Source organism: Azonexus sp. (genome assembly GCF_041909095.1).
GTDB lineage: Bacteria > Pseudomonadota > Gammaproteobacteria > Burkholderiales > Rhodocyclaceae > Azonexus.
Genome location: NZ_JAYREB010000002.1, coordinates 159,132 through 174,097, shown reverse-complemented (window position 1 = coordinate 174,097; position 14,966 = coordinate 159,132). Strand labels below are relative to the sequence as shown.

Below are 14,966 nucleotides of genomic sequence, written 5' to 3'. Positions count from 1 at the left end.
CGGGCGCCTGATTGCTGTGAAGATGCCCTAAAATCCCGCCATGGACACCGCCCGCGACCTCTACCTGAGCGCCACGCTGCGCCGGATCGAAGCCCGCCACGCCGATCTGCCGCTGATGCAGCGCGCCGGGCTGGCGGCCGCCGATTTCGCCGGTGAGCTGGCCGATCCACGCAACCGCCCGGTCCTCATCCTCGCTGGCCCCGGCAACAACGGCGGCGACGCCTTCGTCGTCGGCAGTCGGCTGCGCGAGCGCTTCTTCGCCGTCCATCTCGTCTTCGCCGGCGATCCCGCCGCCCTGCCGACCGATGCGGCGGCGGCGCGCGAAGCTTTCCTCGCCGGCGGCGGCAGCACACTGAATGAAATTCCCGAGATCGAGCCCTGGGGGCTGATCGTCGATGGCATCTTCGGTATCGGCCTCAGGCGCGCGCCGGCGGGCCGCTACGCCGAGTGGATCACCACCGCCAATTGGCTGGCGCAGCGCGACGCCTGCCCGCTGCTCGCCCTCGACTGCCCGTCCGGACTCGACGCTGACAGCGGCCGGCGCCCCGGCCCGTGCATCGCGGCAACGCACACAATCAGCTTCATCGCCGCCAAACCGGGCCTGTACACCGCCGACGGCCCCGACCATAGTGGCGAAATCCGGGTCGCCACGCTCGACCTCGCCATCGACGAAGCCGACGGTCACCGTGTCAGCCAGGCCGATTTCGCCGAACGCCTGCAGCCGCGCCGGCGCAACACGCACAAGGGCAGTTTCGGCAGCGTCGGCATCCTCGGCGGCGGCAAGTCGATGAGCGGCGCCGCGCTGCTCGCCGGCCGCGCCGCGCTCCGTCTGGGCAGCGGCCGCGTCTATCTCGGCCTGCTCGACCCGGACGCGCCGACCGTCGATCCGGTGCAGCCGGAACTGATGATCCGCCGCGTCGACACCCTGTTCCAGGCCGACCTCCAGGCGCTGGTCTGCGGCCCCGGCCTGGGTCACACCAGCGAAGCGGTGCAGTACGTCGAACAGGCGCTGAAATGTCCGCTGCCGCTGGTCCTCGACGCTGACGCGCTGAACATCCTGGCGGTCGACGGCCGGCTGGAAGGCAATCTCTACAACCGCATCGCGCCCGCCATCCTCACCCCGCACCCGGCGGAAGCGGCGCGCCTGCTCGGCAGTTCGGTACGCGAAGTGCAGGACGACCGGATCGGCGCCGCCCGCGAAATGGCCGCGCGCTACGCCAGCCCGGTCGCCCTCAAGGGTTGCGGCACGGTGATCGCCGCCAGCGACGGGCGCTGGTGGATCAACACCACGGGTAACCCGGGCCTGGCCAGCGCCGGCATGGGCGATGTACTGAGCGGCATGATCGCCACCCTGCTGGCCCAGAACTGGTCGCCCGAACAGGCGCTGCTCGCCGCCGTCCACCTGCATGGCGCCGCCGCCGACGCGCTGGTCGCCAGCGGCCACGGCCCGGCCGGCCTCACCGCCAGCGAGGTGATCGACGCCGCGCGCCAGGTCTTCAACGGCTGGCTGGTCGGCCGCCAAGGCTGAAGCGACGCCCGCCGCCGCAGGCTTATGCAAACGGGTTTTCTCCGGTAGAGTGCGCAAACCGGCCATGCCGTTTTCCGCCGCCCGCTGCCCAGGAGGTCCAACCATGCAACGCACCCTGCTCTCCCTCTTCATTTCGGCCGCGCTGCTCGCTGCCGGTTGCACCAGCCTCGCCCCGAACCGCCCCGTGCCGCTCGCCGAAACCCTTGCCGCTCACACCAGCGCCGGCCCACTGGCGCTGGCCGAAGGACAGGTGCTGACCGACAACGACGTCGCCTTCGCCGCAAAGCTGGCGGTGATTACCGATGCCAAGGAAAGCCTCGACCTCGCCTACTACATCTTCGCCGACGACTACAGTTCGGCGGCGCTGACCCAGGCGCTGCTCGACGCCACCCGGCGCGGCGTCCGGGTCCGCCTGCTGCTCGACTATTTCAGCGCCTACGGCGATCTCGACCGCCTGAGCTGGCTCGAACGCGAAGGCGGCGGCAAGCTCGAGGTCCGCCTCTACAACCGGCCGACCGCCGAGATCATCCGCGATGCCGCCTACCTGACCACCAGTTGTGCCGACGTCGGCGTCGCCGGCCAGCAATGCGACGACGCCAAGCAGCGCGCGATCGAGCAGCAGTTTGGCGCACTCGCCGCCGCCGGCAGCGACCCGGCGGAAACCACCGTCGCCGGCTCCGGCCTCTTCCTTTCCGCCCTCTACGGCAAGCATCCGCAACTTTTGGCCTACGCCATCAGCCGCGGCCAGGGCATCGATCCGCAGGCGCTCGCCGCCAGCGCCGGCAAGGCCGACCCGGCACAGGGCGAACGCCTGATGGAACTGGGCAAGCTCTATTTCAAGGCCCGCTACAGCGGCGGCGTCGATGCCCTGAGTGCCCGCCTGAAGCTCGCCTTCGTCCGCCTCGCCTTCGCCGAGCAGGTCAACCCGGTGTTCGCAACGGTCGGCACCTACCTGCCGCTGGCGCGCCAGAACAACGCCGCCGCGCAACGGGACTGGGACTACCTGAGCGAATTCCTCCACCACAAGCTGCTGCTCGCCGACCGCCGCCAGCTGGTACTCGGCGGGCGCAACGTCGAGGATGCCTACCACCTGCATCCGGGACCGCTTTCCGCCAAATACAACTTCATGGACACCGACGTCCGGCTGCGCCTGACTGCGCCCGACGCGCCCCTCGCCGCCAGTTTCGACAATCTCTGGCAGTTGCCGATGAACACGACGCTGGCCCAGGTGCGCCGCCATGCGCCAAACGAGCACCTGGCCAACTTCGCGGTTTTCGACGCCGCCCAGGAAGCCTGCGCCAAGGGCAGCGACACCGTCTGCGTCGACCGTTACCTAGCCCGTCACCTGCGCCCGCTGGAACAGCGCATGGAAACGATCGCCCGCCAGCACCGGGAGAACCTGCAGCGTTTCCGCAGCGAATACCGCCCGGCGATCGCCGCCGCGCCGCGACCGATCGACGCCCAGGCGGCGATCCATTACCTGCAGAACCTGCCGATGGTGGACGGTCGGCGCAGCTACGGCGCCCCGCTGCAGGACGAAGCGGCGCACGGCAAGCAGATTCACGGCCTGTGGCGCTCGGCCTTGCAGGCCGTCTGTGAAGGCGCCGGGACGACGCGCGAGGTTTACATCCACAACGCCTACTTCTTCCTGCCGGCCAACCTGCTGCGCGACATCGGCGCCGCCCTCGACGGCAGCCGCGCCTGCTCCGGCGTCACGCTGACGATGCTGACCAATTCGCTGGCCACCACCGACCTCAGCGTCGTCAACCTGCTCGCCGTCTGGCAGATGAAGGCGCTCGCCGATCACCTGCGCGAATCGGCGCCGGGCAGCAGCGCCGCCCACCTGCGCTACTACGAATACCTGGCGCAGACCGACCAGCGCCTGTCGCTGCACAGCAAGGTGATGGTCTTCGGCGACGACGTCTTCATCGGCTCGGCCAACGCCGACGTGCGCAGCCTGATGATGGACAGCAACAACGGCGTCTTCATCCGCAACGCGCCCGTTTTCGCCGGCGGCTACCGGCAATGGCTGCGCGAAATCCTCGCCGCGCCCGGCCGCGTCGCCGACCGCACAGCGGACCTCGGCAGCGAGCGCGACACCCTGCTCGCCGCGATGGACGCCCACCTCGACCAACTGCTCGCCCGCTACGCTGGCGAGCGCCTGAGCGCCGAACAGCAAGCCAAGTTGCGCGCCGACGTACGCGCCGCGGCGCAGCGGGTCTACGACCTGTCGCGCGGCATCCTGCGCGGCGAACGCGACGCCGCCGAACAGTTCAACGCGCTGTTCAAGGCAATCTGAGGTACAGCCCCGCCGCTCAGTGCAGGCGGGCGTTCAACTCCTCGATGGCCGCCGCCCAGTCGGCGTCCTCGATGATTTCCTCCTTGAGGAAACTGCGCTGGGCCGGCGTCCAGAACGGCGCCCGGTAAAGCGCAACGTCGTTGGCCAGCGGCCGGTGCGCACTGACGAAAGCGTCGATGGCAGGCGGCTCGGACGGCAAACCGAGCTGGGCGAACAACTGGGGCAGCGTATGCATCGCATCCATGACTTGACTCCTGTGGCGGGACTGGCGGCTGTTGGATCATCCGCACCGGGCAACGGTTCCCGGCTTCTGGCCAGCGTCACCGGGCGTTACAATGCGCCACCCGCAACTTTCCCGCCCACCCCGCCATGTCCATCGAATTCGACTATCCACTCGCCGCTGAAATCGCCCGCAACGTTGCCGCCGCCATCGCCGAGGATGTCGGCGCCGGCGACCTGACGGCAGCCCTCGTTCCCGGCGAGCGCCACGTCCGCGCCCGCGTCATCGCGCGCGAGTCAGGCGTGCTGTGCGGCACCGCCTGGTTCGACGAATGCGTGCACCGTCTCGACCCGACCGCCACGGTCACCTGGCAGGCGGCCGATGGCGAGCGCATCGGCGCCGACCAACTGCTGTGCACCATCGATGGCAACGGCCGCGCCCTGCTCACCGCCGAGCGCAGCGCGCTGAACTTCCTGCAATTGCTGTCGGCGGTGGCGAGCAAGGCACGCATCTACGCCGACGCGATTTCAGGCACCCGGGCGCAGGTGGTCGATACGCGCAAGACCCTGCCCGGCCTGCGCATCGCCCAGAAATACGCGGTGCGTGCCGGCGGCGGCGGCAATCACCGGCTGGCGCTGTGGGACGCGATCCTGATCAAGGAAAACCATATCCACGCCGCTGGCGGCATCGCCCAGGCGATGGCCGCTGCGCAACAAGTCGCGGCAGCGGCGGCCGACCGCTGCAAGTTCATCCAGGTGGAAGTCGAAAACCTCGACGAGTTGAACCAGGCGCTCGCTGCCGGGGCGACGATGATCCTCCTCGACAATTTCTCCTGCGCCCTGCTCCGTGAAGCGGTGGCGCTCAACGCCGGCCGCGCCATCCTCGAAGCCTCGGGCAACGTCAGCCTGGAAAGCATCCGCGAAATCGCCGAAACCGGCGTCGACCGCATCTCGGTCGGCGCGCTGACCAAGGACGTCAAGGCGCTCGACCTGTCGCTGCGCTTCGTCGACTGAGCGCCTGCCTCAGGCCGGTTTGCGGGCGACCAGGTCGATCAGCGCGGCGCGCCCGGCGTGGCCGCGCCCTTCGCCAATCACTGATTCGTGCTCGCGCAGTTCGAGCGCCTCCCAGCCGGCGAAGGCGCGGCGCAGAAGTTCGGCGGTGTACAGGTTTTCCACGGCGGACGGGCCGCCGGTCCGGTACTCAAGCTGCTTCGGCGTGTAGCCTTGCAGTAGCAGCAGGCCGCCGGGCTTGACCGCCGCCTGCATGCCGGCAAACAAAATTTCCCGCTCGGCCGGCCCGACAAACTGGATGAAAATGCCGACTACCGCGTCGAAGGCGGCAAGCGGCCAATCCCAGCGTAGCAAATCGGCCTCGATGAAATCGACCGCCACCTGCCGGGCACGCGCCAGCTTGGCGGCTTTGGCCAAGGCCACCGGCGAAATTTCGGTGGCGGTGACGGCACAGCCCTGCTCGGCCAGCCACACCGAGTTGCGCCCTTCGCCGTCGGCCACCGCCAGCACCGACATGCCGGCGGCAAAGCGCCCGGCCTGGGCGCTCAGGAAAGCGTTCGGCGCGGTGCCGAAGAGGTAATCGTCGCCGGCATCGCGATAGCGCGCCGACCAGAAGGCCTCGTGGTCGAAGCTCACACGCGTTCGACAACGAACTGCTTGATCGCCGCGACGTCCGGGTCCATGACGACGACGTGCTGTTCCAGCTTCTCGATACCGGCCAGTTCGGCCGGGCGCACCGGCTCGCTGCCCAGCGCCTCGCGGATGGTTTCCTCGAACTTGGCCGGCTGCGCGGTTTCCAGCACGATCATGGTCTGCCCCGGCTGGCGCTGTTCGAGCGCCACCTTGAGGCCGTCGGCGGTGTGTGTGTCGAGCATCACGTTGTAACGCCCCTGGGCGAAGCGGATCGTGTTGATGCGGTCGATGTGCGTGCTGCGCCCGGAGACGAAGCCGAACTTCGGCAGGTCCTTCCAGTACACGGTCGTGCTCAGGTCGAAAGCCTGCCCCTGGTCGACGCGCGACCAGAGATCGCGGATCACCACCGGATCGCGGCCGACCAGGTCGAAGACGAAGCGCTCGAAGTTCGAGGCCTTGGAAATGTCCATCGACGGGCTCGACGTCACGCTGGTTTCCGCCGAGGTCCGCGGGCGATAGACGCCAGTCTTGAAGAACTCGTCGAGCACGTCGTTCTCGTTGGTGGCGAGTACCAGGCGGGCAATCGGCAGGCCCATCTGACGGGCGATGTGGCCGGCGCAGATGTTGCCGAAATTGCCCGACGGCACGCAGAACGACACCGTCTCGTCGTTCGACTGGGTGGCCAGGAAATAGCCCTGGAAGTAATAGACGATCTGCGCCGCGACGCGTGCCCAGTTGATCGAATTGACGGCGCCGATCTTGTACTGTTTCTTGAACGCGGCGTCGTTGGATACCGCCTTGACGATGTCCTGGGCGTCGTCGAACATGCCGCGCACGGCGATGTTGAAGATGTTGGCGTCGGTCAGCGAGTACATCTGGGCGCGCTGAAAGGCGCTCATCTTGCCGTCCGGCGAGAGCATGAAGACCTTGACGTTGTGCTTGCCACGCATCGCGTATTCGGCCGCCGAGCCGGTGTCGCCGGAGGTGGCGCCGAGGATGTTGATCGATTCGCCACGCTGGTCGAGCACGTACTCGAAGAGGTTGCCGAGCAGTTGCATCGCCATGTCCTTGAAGGCGAGCGTCGGGCCATTCGACAGTTCCTGCGTGTACAGGCCGTCTTCCAGTTTGGTCAGCGGCGTGATCTCGGCGGCCTTGCCACCGTTGCGGGTGAAGCGATAGACGTCGGCGGTGTAGGTCTTGGCGACGATGGCCTTGAGGTCGGCGGCCGGGATGTCGGTGATGAACTTGGACAGAATCTCGAACGCCAGGTCGGCGTAGGACAACTGGCGCCAGGCGTCGAGTTCGGCGCGCGTCACCTGCGGATAGGTTTCGGGCAGGTAAAGCCCGCCGTCCGGCGCCAGCCCGCCGAGGAGGATGTCGCAGAAAGCCTGGGGCGCGGACTGGCCGCGGGTCGAGATGTAGCGCATGGCGTCGGAACCTGGAAAGCGGAAAAAACCGGGATTTTACCGCGTCGAGCGCGCGATACGCATGGCCATGATGAGGCGCAGCACGAACCAGCCCAGCGCGCAGCCGGTCAGGAGGCCAGCCAGCATGGCGAGGTCAGCGATGAAAGCGAGGCCGGCGGCAAAGAACAGCAGGCCGCGCCAGCGCCCGCCGACGGCCAGGCAGTCGCGCATCGCGTCGCGCGCCGGCGTGCGCACGCCCGGGTGGCACCAGACCGGCAGCAATTGCGTCAGCGCGCCGCTCACCAGCGGCAGCAGGAAAGCCGCCGCCCAGGCCGCCAGGGTCGGCCGCGCAGCAATCAGGCCGGCGCCGTGCAAGGCGCCGGCGAACAGACAGAGCAACCAGCCACACACAGCCGCCAGTAGCACCGCGACGGCGCCGTCGCCGAGCAAGGCGGCAGCTTTGAAACGGCGCAGCCAGTGGGCGACCAGCCCGAGCGCGATGACGAAGAGGATCGCCGCGCCGGCCACCGCCAGCGGCCAGTACAGCGCACTGCCGACCGCCAGCAGGAGAACGGCGGCGACTTGCGGCCACAGTCGGCGCCGCAGCCAGCCGGCGGCCTGGGGATCGGGCTGACCGAGCGCGGTCGGCAGCAGCAGCGGCAGCGTGCCGAAGGCCGCCAGCCCGACCAGGCCCAGGGTATTGAGGTGCAGATGCAGGCGCCGCCAGTTCAGCCAGTGTTCCGGCCAGACCGCCATCGCCAGCACGGCGAACAGCGCCGTCATCAACAGCAGCAAAGCCGCCGCGTACCAGCGCCAGCCGGGATGCGGCGTACCAAGCGCGGCACGCGCCCGGCGCAGGATCCAGGCAAAAAGCACGGCCGCCAGAACAAGGTCGAGGCAAGCCGCGAGAAACACGGCCGGGTAAGGCAGGATGCCGAAAAAACCGGCGATGGCGAGCCCGCCAGTAGCCTGCGCCAGCCAGGGCAGCCGGCGGACGGCGGGCGGCGCGTCGCCGGTACGCGTCAGCACCGGCACGAAGTGGATCATTGCCGCGAAGATCAGCGGCACGATGCCGCCGGCAAAGGCCAGATGGGCCACCGCCACCGTCGAGCCGACCCCGGTCGCGCCGGCCAGGCCGGCGAGCACGAGACAGCACAGCGCGGCGACGGCGATCCGCGTCAACTGCCAATCACCTTGAAGTCGATGACGATGGCGCCCGGCTCGCGCTGCACGTAGGCAATCGACACCTGTTCGCCGTAGCGCTGCTGCATCTGGGCAAGCAGCGGCAGCGGGTCGTGGTCGTTGCAGAAACGCATCGTCTCGCCGGGCATCAGCGACTCCAGCGCGCCGAAGATGGCGGCGTGGCGGAAACGCTTGGCAACGCCGCGCGCATCGAAGGGGTAAAGGGCTTCCGGCGTCGGGTGGTCGCAGGCATGCAGGGTCTGGGTCATGGTGATTCCTTGGTCAATAAGCCCTCGCGGGCGGGAATCCGCAGTCTGCGGGCCGGGCAGCCGATTTTCCTTGATCCATGTCGCCAGCGCAAAAAAACAAAAGGGGGCCGCAGCCCCCTTTTTCCATCCTGGCGGATTTCAGCTTACTGCAGTTCTTCCAGGCGAATGCGCTTGACCTGGCCCTTGACCGCGGCCAGCGCCTCGACCTTGGCGACCGCAGCGAGCGCGGCGCTTTCGCTGCAGACGTGGGTGAGGATGATGATGTCGGTCTCGCCCTCGCCCTCTTCCGGCTCGCGCTGCAGCATGGCGTCGATCGAGATGCCCTGATCGGCAAGGATGCGGGTGACGTCGGCGAGCACGCCGGCCTTGTCCTCGACGCGCAGGCGCAGGTAGTTGCCGGTCTCGATCTCGCTCATCGGCAGAATCGGCAGCTTGGACATCGCGTTCGGCTGGAAGGCCAGGTGCGGCACGCGGTGTTCCGGATCGGCGGTGGCCAGACGGGTGACGTCGACCAGGTCGGCGATCACTGCCGAGGCGGTCGGCTCGGCGCCGGCACCCTTGCCGTAGTAGAGCGTGGTGCCAACGGCGTCGCCCTTGACGACGACGGCGTTCATCGCGCCTTCGACGTTGGCGATCAGGCGCTTGGCCGGGATAAGCGTCGGATGCACGCGCAGCTCGATGCCCTGCTCGCGGCGCTTGGCAATGCCGAGCAGCTTGATGCGGTAGCCGAGCTGTTCGGCGTACTTGATGTCGGAGGCTTCCAGCTTGGTGATGCCCTCGACGTAAGCCTTGTCGAACTGCACCGGGATGCCGTAGGCGATCGAGGCGATCAGCGTCGCCTTGTGGGCGGCATCGACGCCTTCGATGTCGAAGGTCGGATCGGCCTCGGCGTAACCCAGGCGCTGCGCCTCGGCGAGCACGTCGGCAAAGGACAGGCCCTTGTCGCGCATCTCGGAGAGGATGAAGTTGGTGGTGCCGTTGATGATGCCGGCGGCCCATTCGATGCGGTTGGCGGTGAGGCCTTCGCGCAGCGCCTTGATGATCGGGATGCCACCGGCGACGGCGGCTTCGAAAGCGACCATGACGCCCTTCTCCTGGGCGGCGGTGAAGATCTCGGTGCCATGCACGGCGAGCAGCGCCTTGTTGGCGGTGACGACATGCTTGCCGGCGGCAATCGCCTGCATCACCAATTCCTTGGCGACGCCGTAGCCGCCGATCAGCTCGACGATGATGTCGATTTCCGGATCATTGACCAGGGCGAAGGCATCGTCGGTGATGCGGGCTTCACCAGCAGTGACCTGCTTGGCCAGCTCGACGTTCTTGTCGGCCACGGCGGTAATTCGAATCGGCCGGCCGGCGCGACGGGTGATTTCCTCCGCGTTGCGCTTGAGTACGGTCCAGGTGCCACCGCCGACGGTGCCGATGCCGATAAGGCCAACATTGATGGGTTTCATAGGTCAGTCTTTGTTGATGAGATGGTTGGTGTTGTGACGTTTGCGATAATTTTCGAGGAAGCGCGCCAGGCGGCCGACCGCTTCCTTGAGGTCGTCCTCGTGCGGCAGGAAGACCAGGCGGAAGTGGTCCGGGTGCGGCCAGTTGAAGCCGGTGCCCTGGACCAGCAGCACCTTTTCTTCCTGCAGCAGTTCGGCGATGAACTGCTGGTCGTTCTTGATCGGGTAGATCTTGGGATCGAGCCGCGGGAACATGTACAGCGTCGCCTTCGGCTTGACGCAGGACACGCCCGGAATCGCGTTGATCAGTTCATGCGCGATATCGCGCTGGCGGCGCATGCGCCCGCCCTCGCCGACCAGGTCGTCGATGCTCTGGTAACCGCCAAGCGCGGTCTGGATGCCGTGCTGGCCGGGCGCGTTGGCGCACAGGCGCATCGAGGCGAGGATGTCGAGACCTTCGATGTAATCCTTGGCGTGCCGCTTGTCGCCGGAAACGACCATCCAGCCGGCGCGGTAACCGCAGGAGCGGTAGTTCTTGGAGAGACCGTTGAAGGTGATGGTCAGCACGTCGTCGGAAAGCGCGGCAATCGAGGTGTGCTTGACGCCGTCGTAAAGCACCTTGTCGTACACCTCGTCGGCGTAGACGATCAGGTGATGCTCGCGGGCGATGGCGATGATCTCGTGCAGCAGGTCGTCCGGATAGAGCGCGCCGGTCGGGTTGTTCGGGTTGATGATGACGATGGCGCGGGTGTTCTTGTTGATCTTGCTGCGAATGTCGTTCAGATCGGGCAGCCAGCCTTTTTCCTCGTCGCACAGGTAATGCACCGGCTTGCCGCCGGACAGGCTGATCGCCGCCGTCCACAGCGGATAGTCGGGCGCCGGTACCAGCACTTCGTCGCCGGCGTCGAGCAGCGCGTTCATCGCCATGACGATCAGCTCGGAAACCCCGTTGCCGACGTAGATATCCTCCAGCGTCACACCCTTGATCCCCTTCTGCTGGGTGTAGTGCATGATCGCCTTGCGCGCCGCGAAGATGCCCTTCGAATCCGTGTAGCCGGCCGCGTTGGGCAGGTTGCGAATGATGTCCTGCTGGATTTCCTCGGGCGAATCGAAGCCGAAGGCGGCGAGGTTGCCGATGTTCAGCTTGATGATCTTGTGGCCTTCTTCCTCCATCTGCTTCGCCATCTGCAGCACGGGGCCGCGGATGTCATAGCAGACGTTGGCGAGTTTGGCGGATTTCTTGACGTGCTTCATGGGAGAATGTCCGGATTGGCGGCGTTTTGGCCAAAGGTATAATCCTACTATTACGTTTGCTGCACCGCAAAGTGAAACTCCATATCACCCCGACTGCCGGACTCAACCTGTTCACCGCCTATGGCGACGACTACGTTGCGGTCAACCACGAAAAACACCAGAGCAGCCTGATCGTGCTGCCGGACCGCCTGCTCGCCGCGTGGACCAGCGCCAACGTCGGCAGCCTGCAGGAAAGCGACATGCAAGCGCTGCTCGGCCTGGGCGTCGAGGTCGTCCTGCTCGGTACCGGCAAGCGGCTGCGCTTTCCGGCGCCGGCGCTGATGCGCCCGTTCGCGCCGGCCGGCATCGGCCTGGAAGTGATGGACCTGCAGGCTGCCTGCCGGACCTACAACATCCTCGCCAGCGAAGGCCGCAAGGTGGCGGCCGCCCTGCTCTTCGACTGATTGTCTAGCCGCCGCTGCGGCCCAGTGTTGCCAGTAATCGCTCCATGATCCCGGCGGCGTCGGGTACTGAGGCCAAATCGGCGGGCGGACCAAACAGGAAACCCTGCGCGGCGTCGCATCCCATCTCGCGCAACAGGGCAAGCTGCGCTGCCGTTTCGACGCCTTCGGCGACCACCCGCGCACCAAGCCGCCGACCGAAGGCGACCAGCGCCGCGACCAGTTCGTGGATCGCCCGGTTGCCAACGATTTCGCTGACGAAGGAGCGGTCGATCTTGATCGTGTCCAGCGGCAACTGGGCCAGCAGCGCAAACGAGCAGTAGCCGGCGCCGAAATCGTCGAGCGAGAAACGGCAGCCGGCGTCAGCGAGGCGGGACAAGCTTGCCATCGCTTGCGGACTGCCACCCAGCGCCAGCTCGGTCGACTCGAAAGTGATGTGGTGGGGCGGCACACCGACCTCGGTCAATGTATCGAGCAGATGTTCGACGGCATCCGGGTCGGCCAGCTGCCTTGGCGAAAGATCGACCACCAGACCAAAATCACCATTGCCGCCCTTCAATGCGGCAGCCGCTTCGGCCAGCGCGCGCCGGCCGAGCTCGGGCATGATGCCGATCGATTCGGCAATCTCCAGGAAGCGGCCGGCATCGAGCAGACCGAACTCGGGGTGCTGGAAACGCAACAGGGCCTCGACGTACTCCACCTGCCCCGAGCGCAGCGAGATTTCCGGCAGATAAAGCAGGCTGTAGCGCCAGTCTTCGAGTCCGTCACGCAATTCGCGCTCCATGTCGAAACGACTGCCGCCAGGGGGCAAGGTTGGGTGAAAAAAGCAGCAATGCCCCCGGCCTGCCGCCTTGGCTTCGTACAGCGCGGTATCAGCGGCAGCGAGCAATTCGTCCGGCTGCTGTGCGTCGTCCGGATAAATTGCAATGCCGATGCTGGCACCAACCTGCACGCTGTGTCCGGCAACAACGATCGGCAACGCGATCTCTTCCAGAAGCTTGGCACAGATACTGCGCAAGCTGTCGAGGCCTTCGTGCTCCTCGACCAGCAGCACGAACTCGTCACCGCCGCGACGGCTGACGGTGTCGGTCTGGCGCAGGCAGTGCAGCATGCGACTGGCAGTCACCTGCAGCACCTGATCGCCGGTACCATGCCCCCAGGTGTCGTTGACCTCCTTGAACAGATCGAGATCGAGGTAAAGCACTGCCAGCTTGTGGCGGTAGCGCTGGGCACGGGCAATGGCACGCTGCAGGCGGTCCTCGAACAGGACGCGGTTGGGCAGGCCGGTCAGGCTGTCGAAATGCGCCAGGCGGCGAATCCGTTCCTCTTCCCGCTTGCGTTCGGTAATGTCCGAAATCAGCCCGACATAGCGTCGGGTTCGCCGCCCGTCGCCATTGACCGCGACAATCGACAACCACTCCTCGTACAGGCTGCCGTCACGGCGGCGGTTGGTCAGTTCGCCCGACCAGCGGCCGTGGTGCAGCAGACTGTCCCACATCGCGCGGTAAAACTCCGGACCATGGCGGCCGGAAGACAGGATGTGCGTGCGCTGGCCGACGATGTCGCGCGGCCGGTAGCCGGTCAGCACGGTAAAAGCCGGATTGACGGCGAGCACCCGGGTCTCCTCGTCGGTCACCAGGATGCCTTCATTGGCGGCCTCGAAGACCATCTGTGCCAGCTTGCGGTCAATCATCCGCTCCCGGTGACGGGCGCAGCGCTGCAAGGCTGCCAGGCATTGCTCGGAATCCAGCGGTAACGTCAGATAAGCGTCGATTCCCTCGCGGATGACACGGTCGAGCAAGGCGAGGTCGGCGGCTGCCGTGGTCACGATGACTGCAACTTCAGCATCCAGCTGCCTTGCCTTGTCGCACAAGGCAAGGCCATCCCCATCCGGGAGCGTCTCGGCAACAAAGATGACGTCCGGATCTTGCGTCGCGCAATGGGCAAGACCGGCTTCCATGGTGTCAGTGAACGAGGTGGCACGAACCTGCGTGCCAACACAGTCGAGCAAGGCTTGACGCCGCACGACATCGCCATCGACGATCAGTACGCGCAAAGAAGCCAGATCAACGGACGGTTCCGGCATCATCGCAGTCACCGCAGGCCGGCAAAGGCGCTGGAAGAGTTGGAAAAGTCAGTCGCCAGACAGGTCAAGGGGGCTTCCGCATTGCATAAAATGAATCGCGGAATTTACCTGCGACAGACCGAAAAACCAATACAACCTAGGTCATACCCGCCCGTCGGCGGGCCCTTCCTGGCCTATGCCAGGCCTTGCGGATTGTTCGATTGCCAGCGCCAGACATCCTCGCACATCGTCGCCAGATCGCGCCTCGCCCGCCAGCCCAGCCTGGCTTCGGCGTTGGCCGGATCGGCGTAGCAACTGGCGATATCGCCCGGACGTCGGGCGACGATCCGGTACGGCACGGGTTTCCCGCTCGCCTTTTCGAACGCCTGGATCATTTCGAGCACGCTGTAACCCTGGCCGGTTCCCAGATTGACCGTCAGCTCGCCCGGCGCACGAGCCAGGGCATCGAGGGCGGCAAGATGACCAAGCGCCAGGTCGACGACGTGGATGTAGTCGCGCACGCCTGTGCCATCCGGGGTCGGATAATCGTTGCCGAAAACTGAGAGTTCCGGACGCTGACCGACAGCGACCTGGGAGATGAAGGGCATCAGGTTGTTTGGAATGCCGTTCGGACTCTCGCCAATCAGGCCACTGAGGTGGGCGCCGACCGGATTGAAATAGCGCAGGATGGCCACCCGCCAGGCAGGATCGGCACGCAGCTGGTCGCGCAGGATTTCCTCGATCATCAGCTTGCTGCGCCCGTAGGGATTCGTCGCCTGCAGCGGAAAGTCCTCGCGGATCGGCACCGTGTGCGGATCACCATAAACCGTCGCCGACGAACTGAAGACCAGCTTGCGCACGCCCGCTTCGGCCATGGCGCGGAACAGGCACAGACTGCCGGTGACATTGTTGTCGTAATAGGCAAGCGGCTTGGCGACCGATTCGCCGACCGCCTTCAAACCGGCAAAATGAACCACCGCAGCGATCGGATTTTCGGCAAACAGGCGCGCCAGCAGCGCCTGGTCCCGGATATCGCCCTGTACGAAGCCGGGCCGCCGGCCGCTGATGGCTTCGATCCGGTCGAGCACCTTCAGGCTGCTGTTGCTGAGGTTGTCGAGAATGAGGACCGACTCGCCACGGGCGAGCAGTTCAACGACGGTGTGTGAACCGATATAGCCGGTTCCCCCGGTGACCAGAATCATGCTTTCT

The 14,966-nt window shown here is 66.3% G+C and carries 13 protein-coding genes; 4 read left to right on the top strand and 9 right to left on the bottom strand.

Annotated features, from left to right (window positions below):
- Nucleotides 1-40 precede the first annotated feature (40 nt).
- Nucleotides 41-1,528 carry an NAD(P)H-hydrate dehydratase gene (locus ACE3OV_RS07650; protein WP_374326391.1) on the top strand — a complete coding sequence of 496 codons (1,488 nt, stop codon included), beginning with the start codon at nucleotides 41-43 and terminating at the stop codon, nucleotides 1,526-1,528.
- Between the two features lie 103 nt (nucleotides 1,529-1,631).
- Complete coding sequence (locus ACE3OV_RS07645) at nucleotides 1,632-3,827, top strand: phospholipase D-like domain-containing protein (RefSeq protein WP_374326390.1); 2,196 nt, start codon at nucleotides 1,632-1,634, stop codon at nucleotides 3,825-3,827.
- A 16-nt stretch (nucleotides 3,828-3,843) separates the two neighbouring features.
- Here the strand turns inward: ACE3OV_RS07645 and ACE3OV_RS07640 are convergent, their stop codons facing one another.
- Nucleotides 3,844-4,071: a DUF2789 domain-containing protein gene (locus ACE3OV_RS07640; protein ID WP_374326389.1), complete on the bottom strand. Its 228-nt coding sequence runs from the start codon at nucleotides 4,069-4,071 to the stop codon at nucleotides 3,844-3,846.
- Nucleotides 4,072-4,196: 125 nt separating this feature from the next.
- Here ACE3OV_RS07640 and nadC point away from each other — a divergent pair, with 125 nt between their 5' ends.
- On the top strand, nucleotides 4,197-5,060 hold the full coding sequence (nadC, locus tag ACE3OV_RS07635; protein WP_374326388.1) for a carboxylating nicotinate-nucleotide diphosphorylase: 864 nt from the start codon (nucleotides 4,197-4,199) through the stop codon (nucleotides 5,058-5,060).
- Nucleotides 5,061-5,069: 9 nt separating this feature from the next.
- On the opposite strand, the gene ACE3OV_RS07630 is transcribed toward nadC, so the two are convergent.
- The 6 genes from ACE3OV_RS07630 to ACE3OV_RS07605 form a co-directional block, all read right to left on the bottom strand.
- Entirely contained in the window at nucleotides 5,070-5,693 is a 624-nt protein-coding gene (locus ACE3OV_RS07630) for a cyclopropane-fatty-acyl-phospholipid synthase family protein (protein ID WP_374326387.1), read from the bottom strand.
- Nucleotides 5,690-7,117, bottom strand: a complete 1,428-nt coding sequence (gene thrC, locus ACE3OV_RS07625; protein WP_374326386.1) for a threonine synthase — start codon at nucleotides 7,115-7,117, stop codon at nucleotides 5,690-5,692. Before thrC ends, ACE3OV_RS07630 begins: the two co-directional genes overlap by 4 nt.
- A 36-nt stretch (nucleotides 7,118-7,153) precedes the next feature.
- Nucleotides 7,154-8,278 (bottom strand): hypothetical protein, encoded by a 1,125-nt coding sequence (locus tag ACE3OV_RS07620; protein WP_374326385.1) that lies wholly within the window; start codon nucleotides 8,276-8,278, stop codon nucleotides 7,154-7,156.
- A complete protein-coding gene (locus tag ACE3OV_RS07615) occupies nucleotides 8,275-8,547 on the bottom strand; it encodes a DUF2249 domain-containing protein (RefSeq protein ID WP_374326384.1) in 273 nt (90 codons plus the stop codon). The genes ACE3OV_RS07620 and ACE3OV_RS07615 overlap by 4 nt, the downstream gene beginning before the upstream one ends.
- Before the next feature lie 143 nt (nucleotides 8,548-8,690).
- A complete protein-coding gene (locus tag ACE3OV_RS07610) occupies nucleotides 8,691-10,001 on the bottom strand; it encodes a homoserine dehydrogenase (protein WP_374326383.1) in 1,311 nt (436 codons plus the stop codon).
- A gap of 3 nt (nucleotides 10,002-10,004) precedes the next feature.
- Nucleotides 10,005-11,252: a pyridoxal phosphate-dependent aminotransferase gene (locus ACE3OV_RS07605; protein WP_374326382.1), complete on the bottom strand. Its 1,248-nt coding sequence runs from the start codon at nucleotides 11,250-11,252 to the stop codon at nucleotides 10,005-10,007.
- A 71-nt stretch (nucleotides 11,253-11,323) separates the two neighbouring features.
- Here ACE3OV_RS07605 and ACE3OV_RS07600 point away from each other — a divergent pair, with 71 nt between their 5' ends.
- Nucleotides 11,324-11,695: an Mth938-like domain-containing protein gene (locus tag ACE3OV_RS07600; RefSeq protein ID WP_374326381.1), complete on the top strand. Its 372-nt coding sequence runs from the start codon at nucleotides 11,324-11,326 to the stop codon at nucleotides 11,693-11,695.
- A gap of 4 nt (nucleotides 11,696-11,699) precedes the next feature.
- Here ACE3OV_RS07600 and ACE3OV_RS07595 read toward each other — a convergent pair whose 3' ends face one another.
- On the bottom strand, nucleotides 11,700-13,781 hold the full coding sequence (locus ACE3OV_RS07595; protein ID WP_374326380.1) for a putative bifunctional diguanylate cyclase/phosphodiesterase: 2,082 nt from the start codon (nucleotides 13,779-13,781) through the stop codon (nucleotides 11,700-11,702).
- 170 nt (nucleotides 13,782-13,951) lie between these two features.
- Nucleotides 13,952-14,959, bottom strand: coding sequence for a UDP-glucose 4-epimerase GalE (gene galE, locus ACE3OV_RS07590; protein ID WP_374326379.1), 1,008 nt, complete (start codon nucleotides 14,957-14,959; stop codon nucleotides 13,952-13,954).
- Between the last annotated feature and the right edge of the window lie 7 nt (nucleotides 14,960-14,966).

Bases quoted from the DNA above. Each gene is read 5' to 3' on its own strand.
- ACE3OV_RS07650 (WP_374326391.1), top strand. From the start codon at position 41: ATGGACACCGCCCGCGACCTCTACCTGAGCGCCACGCTGCGCCGGATC.
- ACE3OV_RS07645 (WP_374326390.1), top strand. From the start codon at position 1,632: ATGCAACGCACCCTGCTCTCCCTCTTCATTTCGGCCGCGCTGCTCGCT.
- ACE3OV_RS07640 (WP_374326389.1), bottom strand. From the start codon at position 4,071: ATGGATGCGATGCATACGCTGCCCCAGTTGTTCGCCCAGCTCGGTTTG.
- nadC (WP_374326388.1), top strand. From the start codon at position 4,197: ATGTCCATCGAATTCGACTATCCACTCGCCGCTGAAATCGCCCGCAAC.
- thrC (WP_374326386.1), bottom strand. From the start codon at position 7,117: ATGCGCTACATCTCGACCCGCGGCCAGTCCGCGCCCCAGGCTTTCTGC.
- ACE3OV_RS07615 (WP_374326384.1), bottom strand. From the start codon at position 8,547: ATGACCCAGACCCTGCATGCCTGCGACCACCCGACGCCGGAAGCCCTT.
- ACE3OV_RS07610 (WP_374326383.1), bottom strand. From the start codon at position 10,001: ATGAAACCCATCAATGTTGGCCTTATCGGCATCGGCACCGTCGGCGGT.
- ACE3OV_RS07605 (WP_374326382.1), bottom strand. From the start codon at position 11,252: ATGAAGCACGTCAAGAAATCCGCCAAACTCGCCAACGTCTGCTATGAC.
- ACE3OV_RS07595 (WP_374326380.1), bottom strand. From the start codon at position 13,781: ATGATGCCGGAACCGTCCGTTGATCTGGCTTCTTTGCGCGTACTGATC.
- galE (WP_374326379.1), bottom strand. From the start codon at position 14,959: ATGATTCTGGTCACCGGGGGAACCGGCTATATCGGTTCACACACCGTC.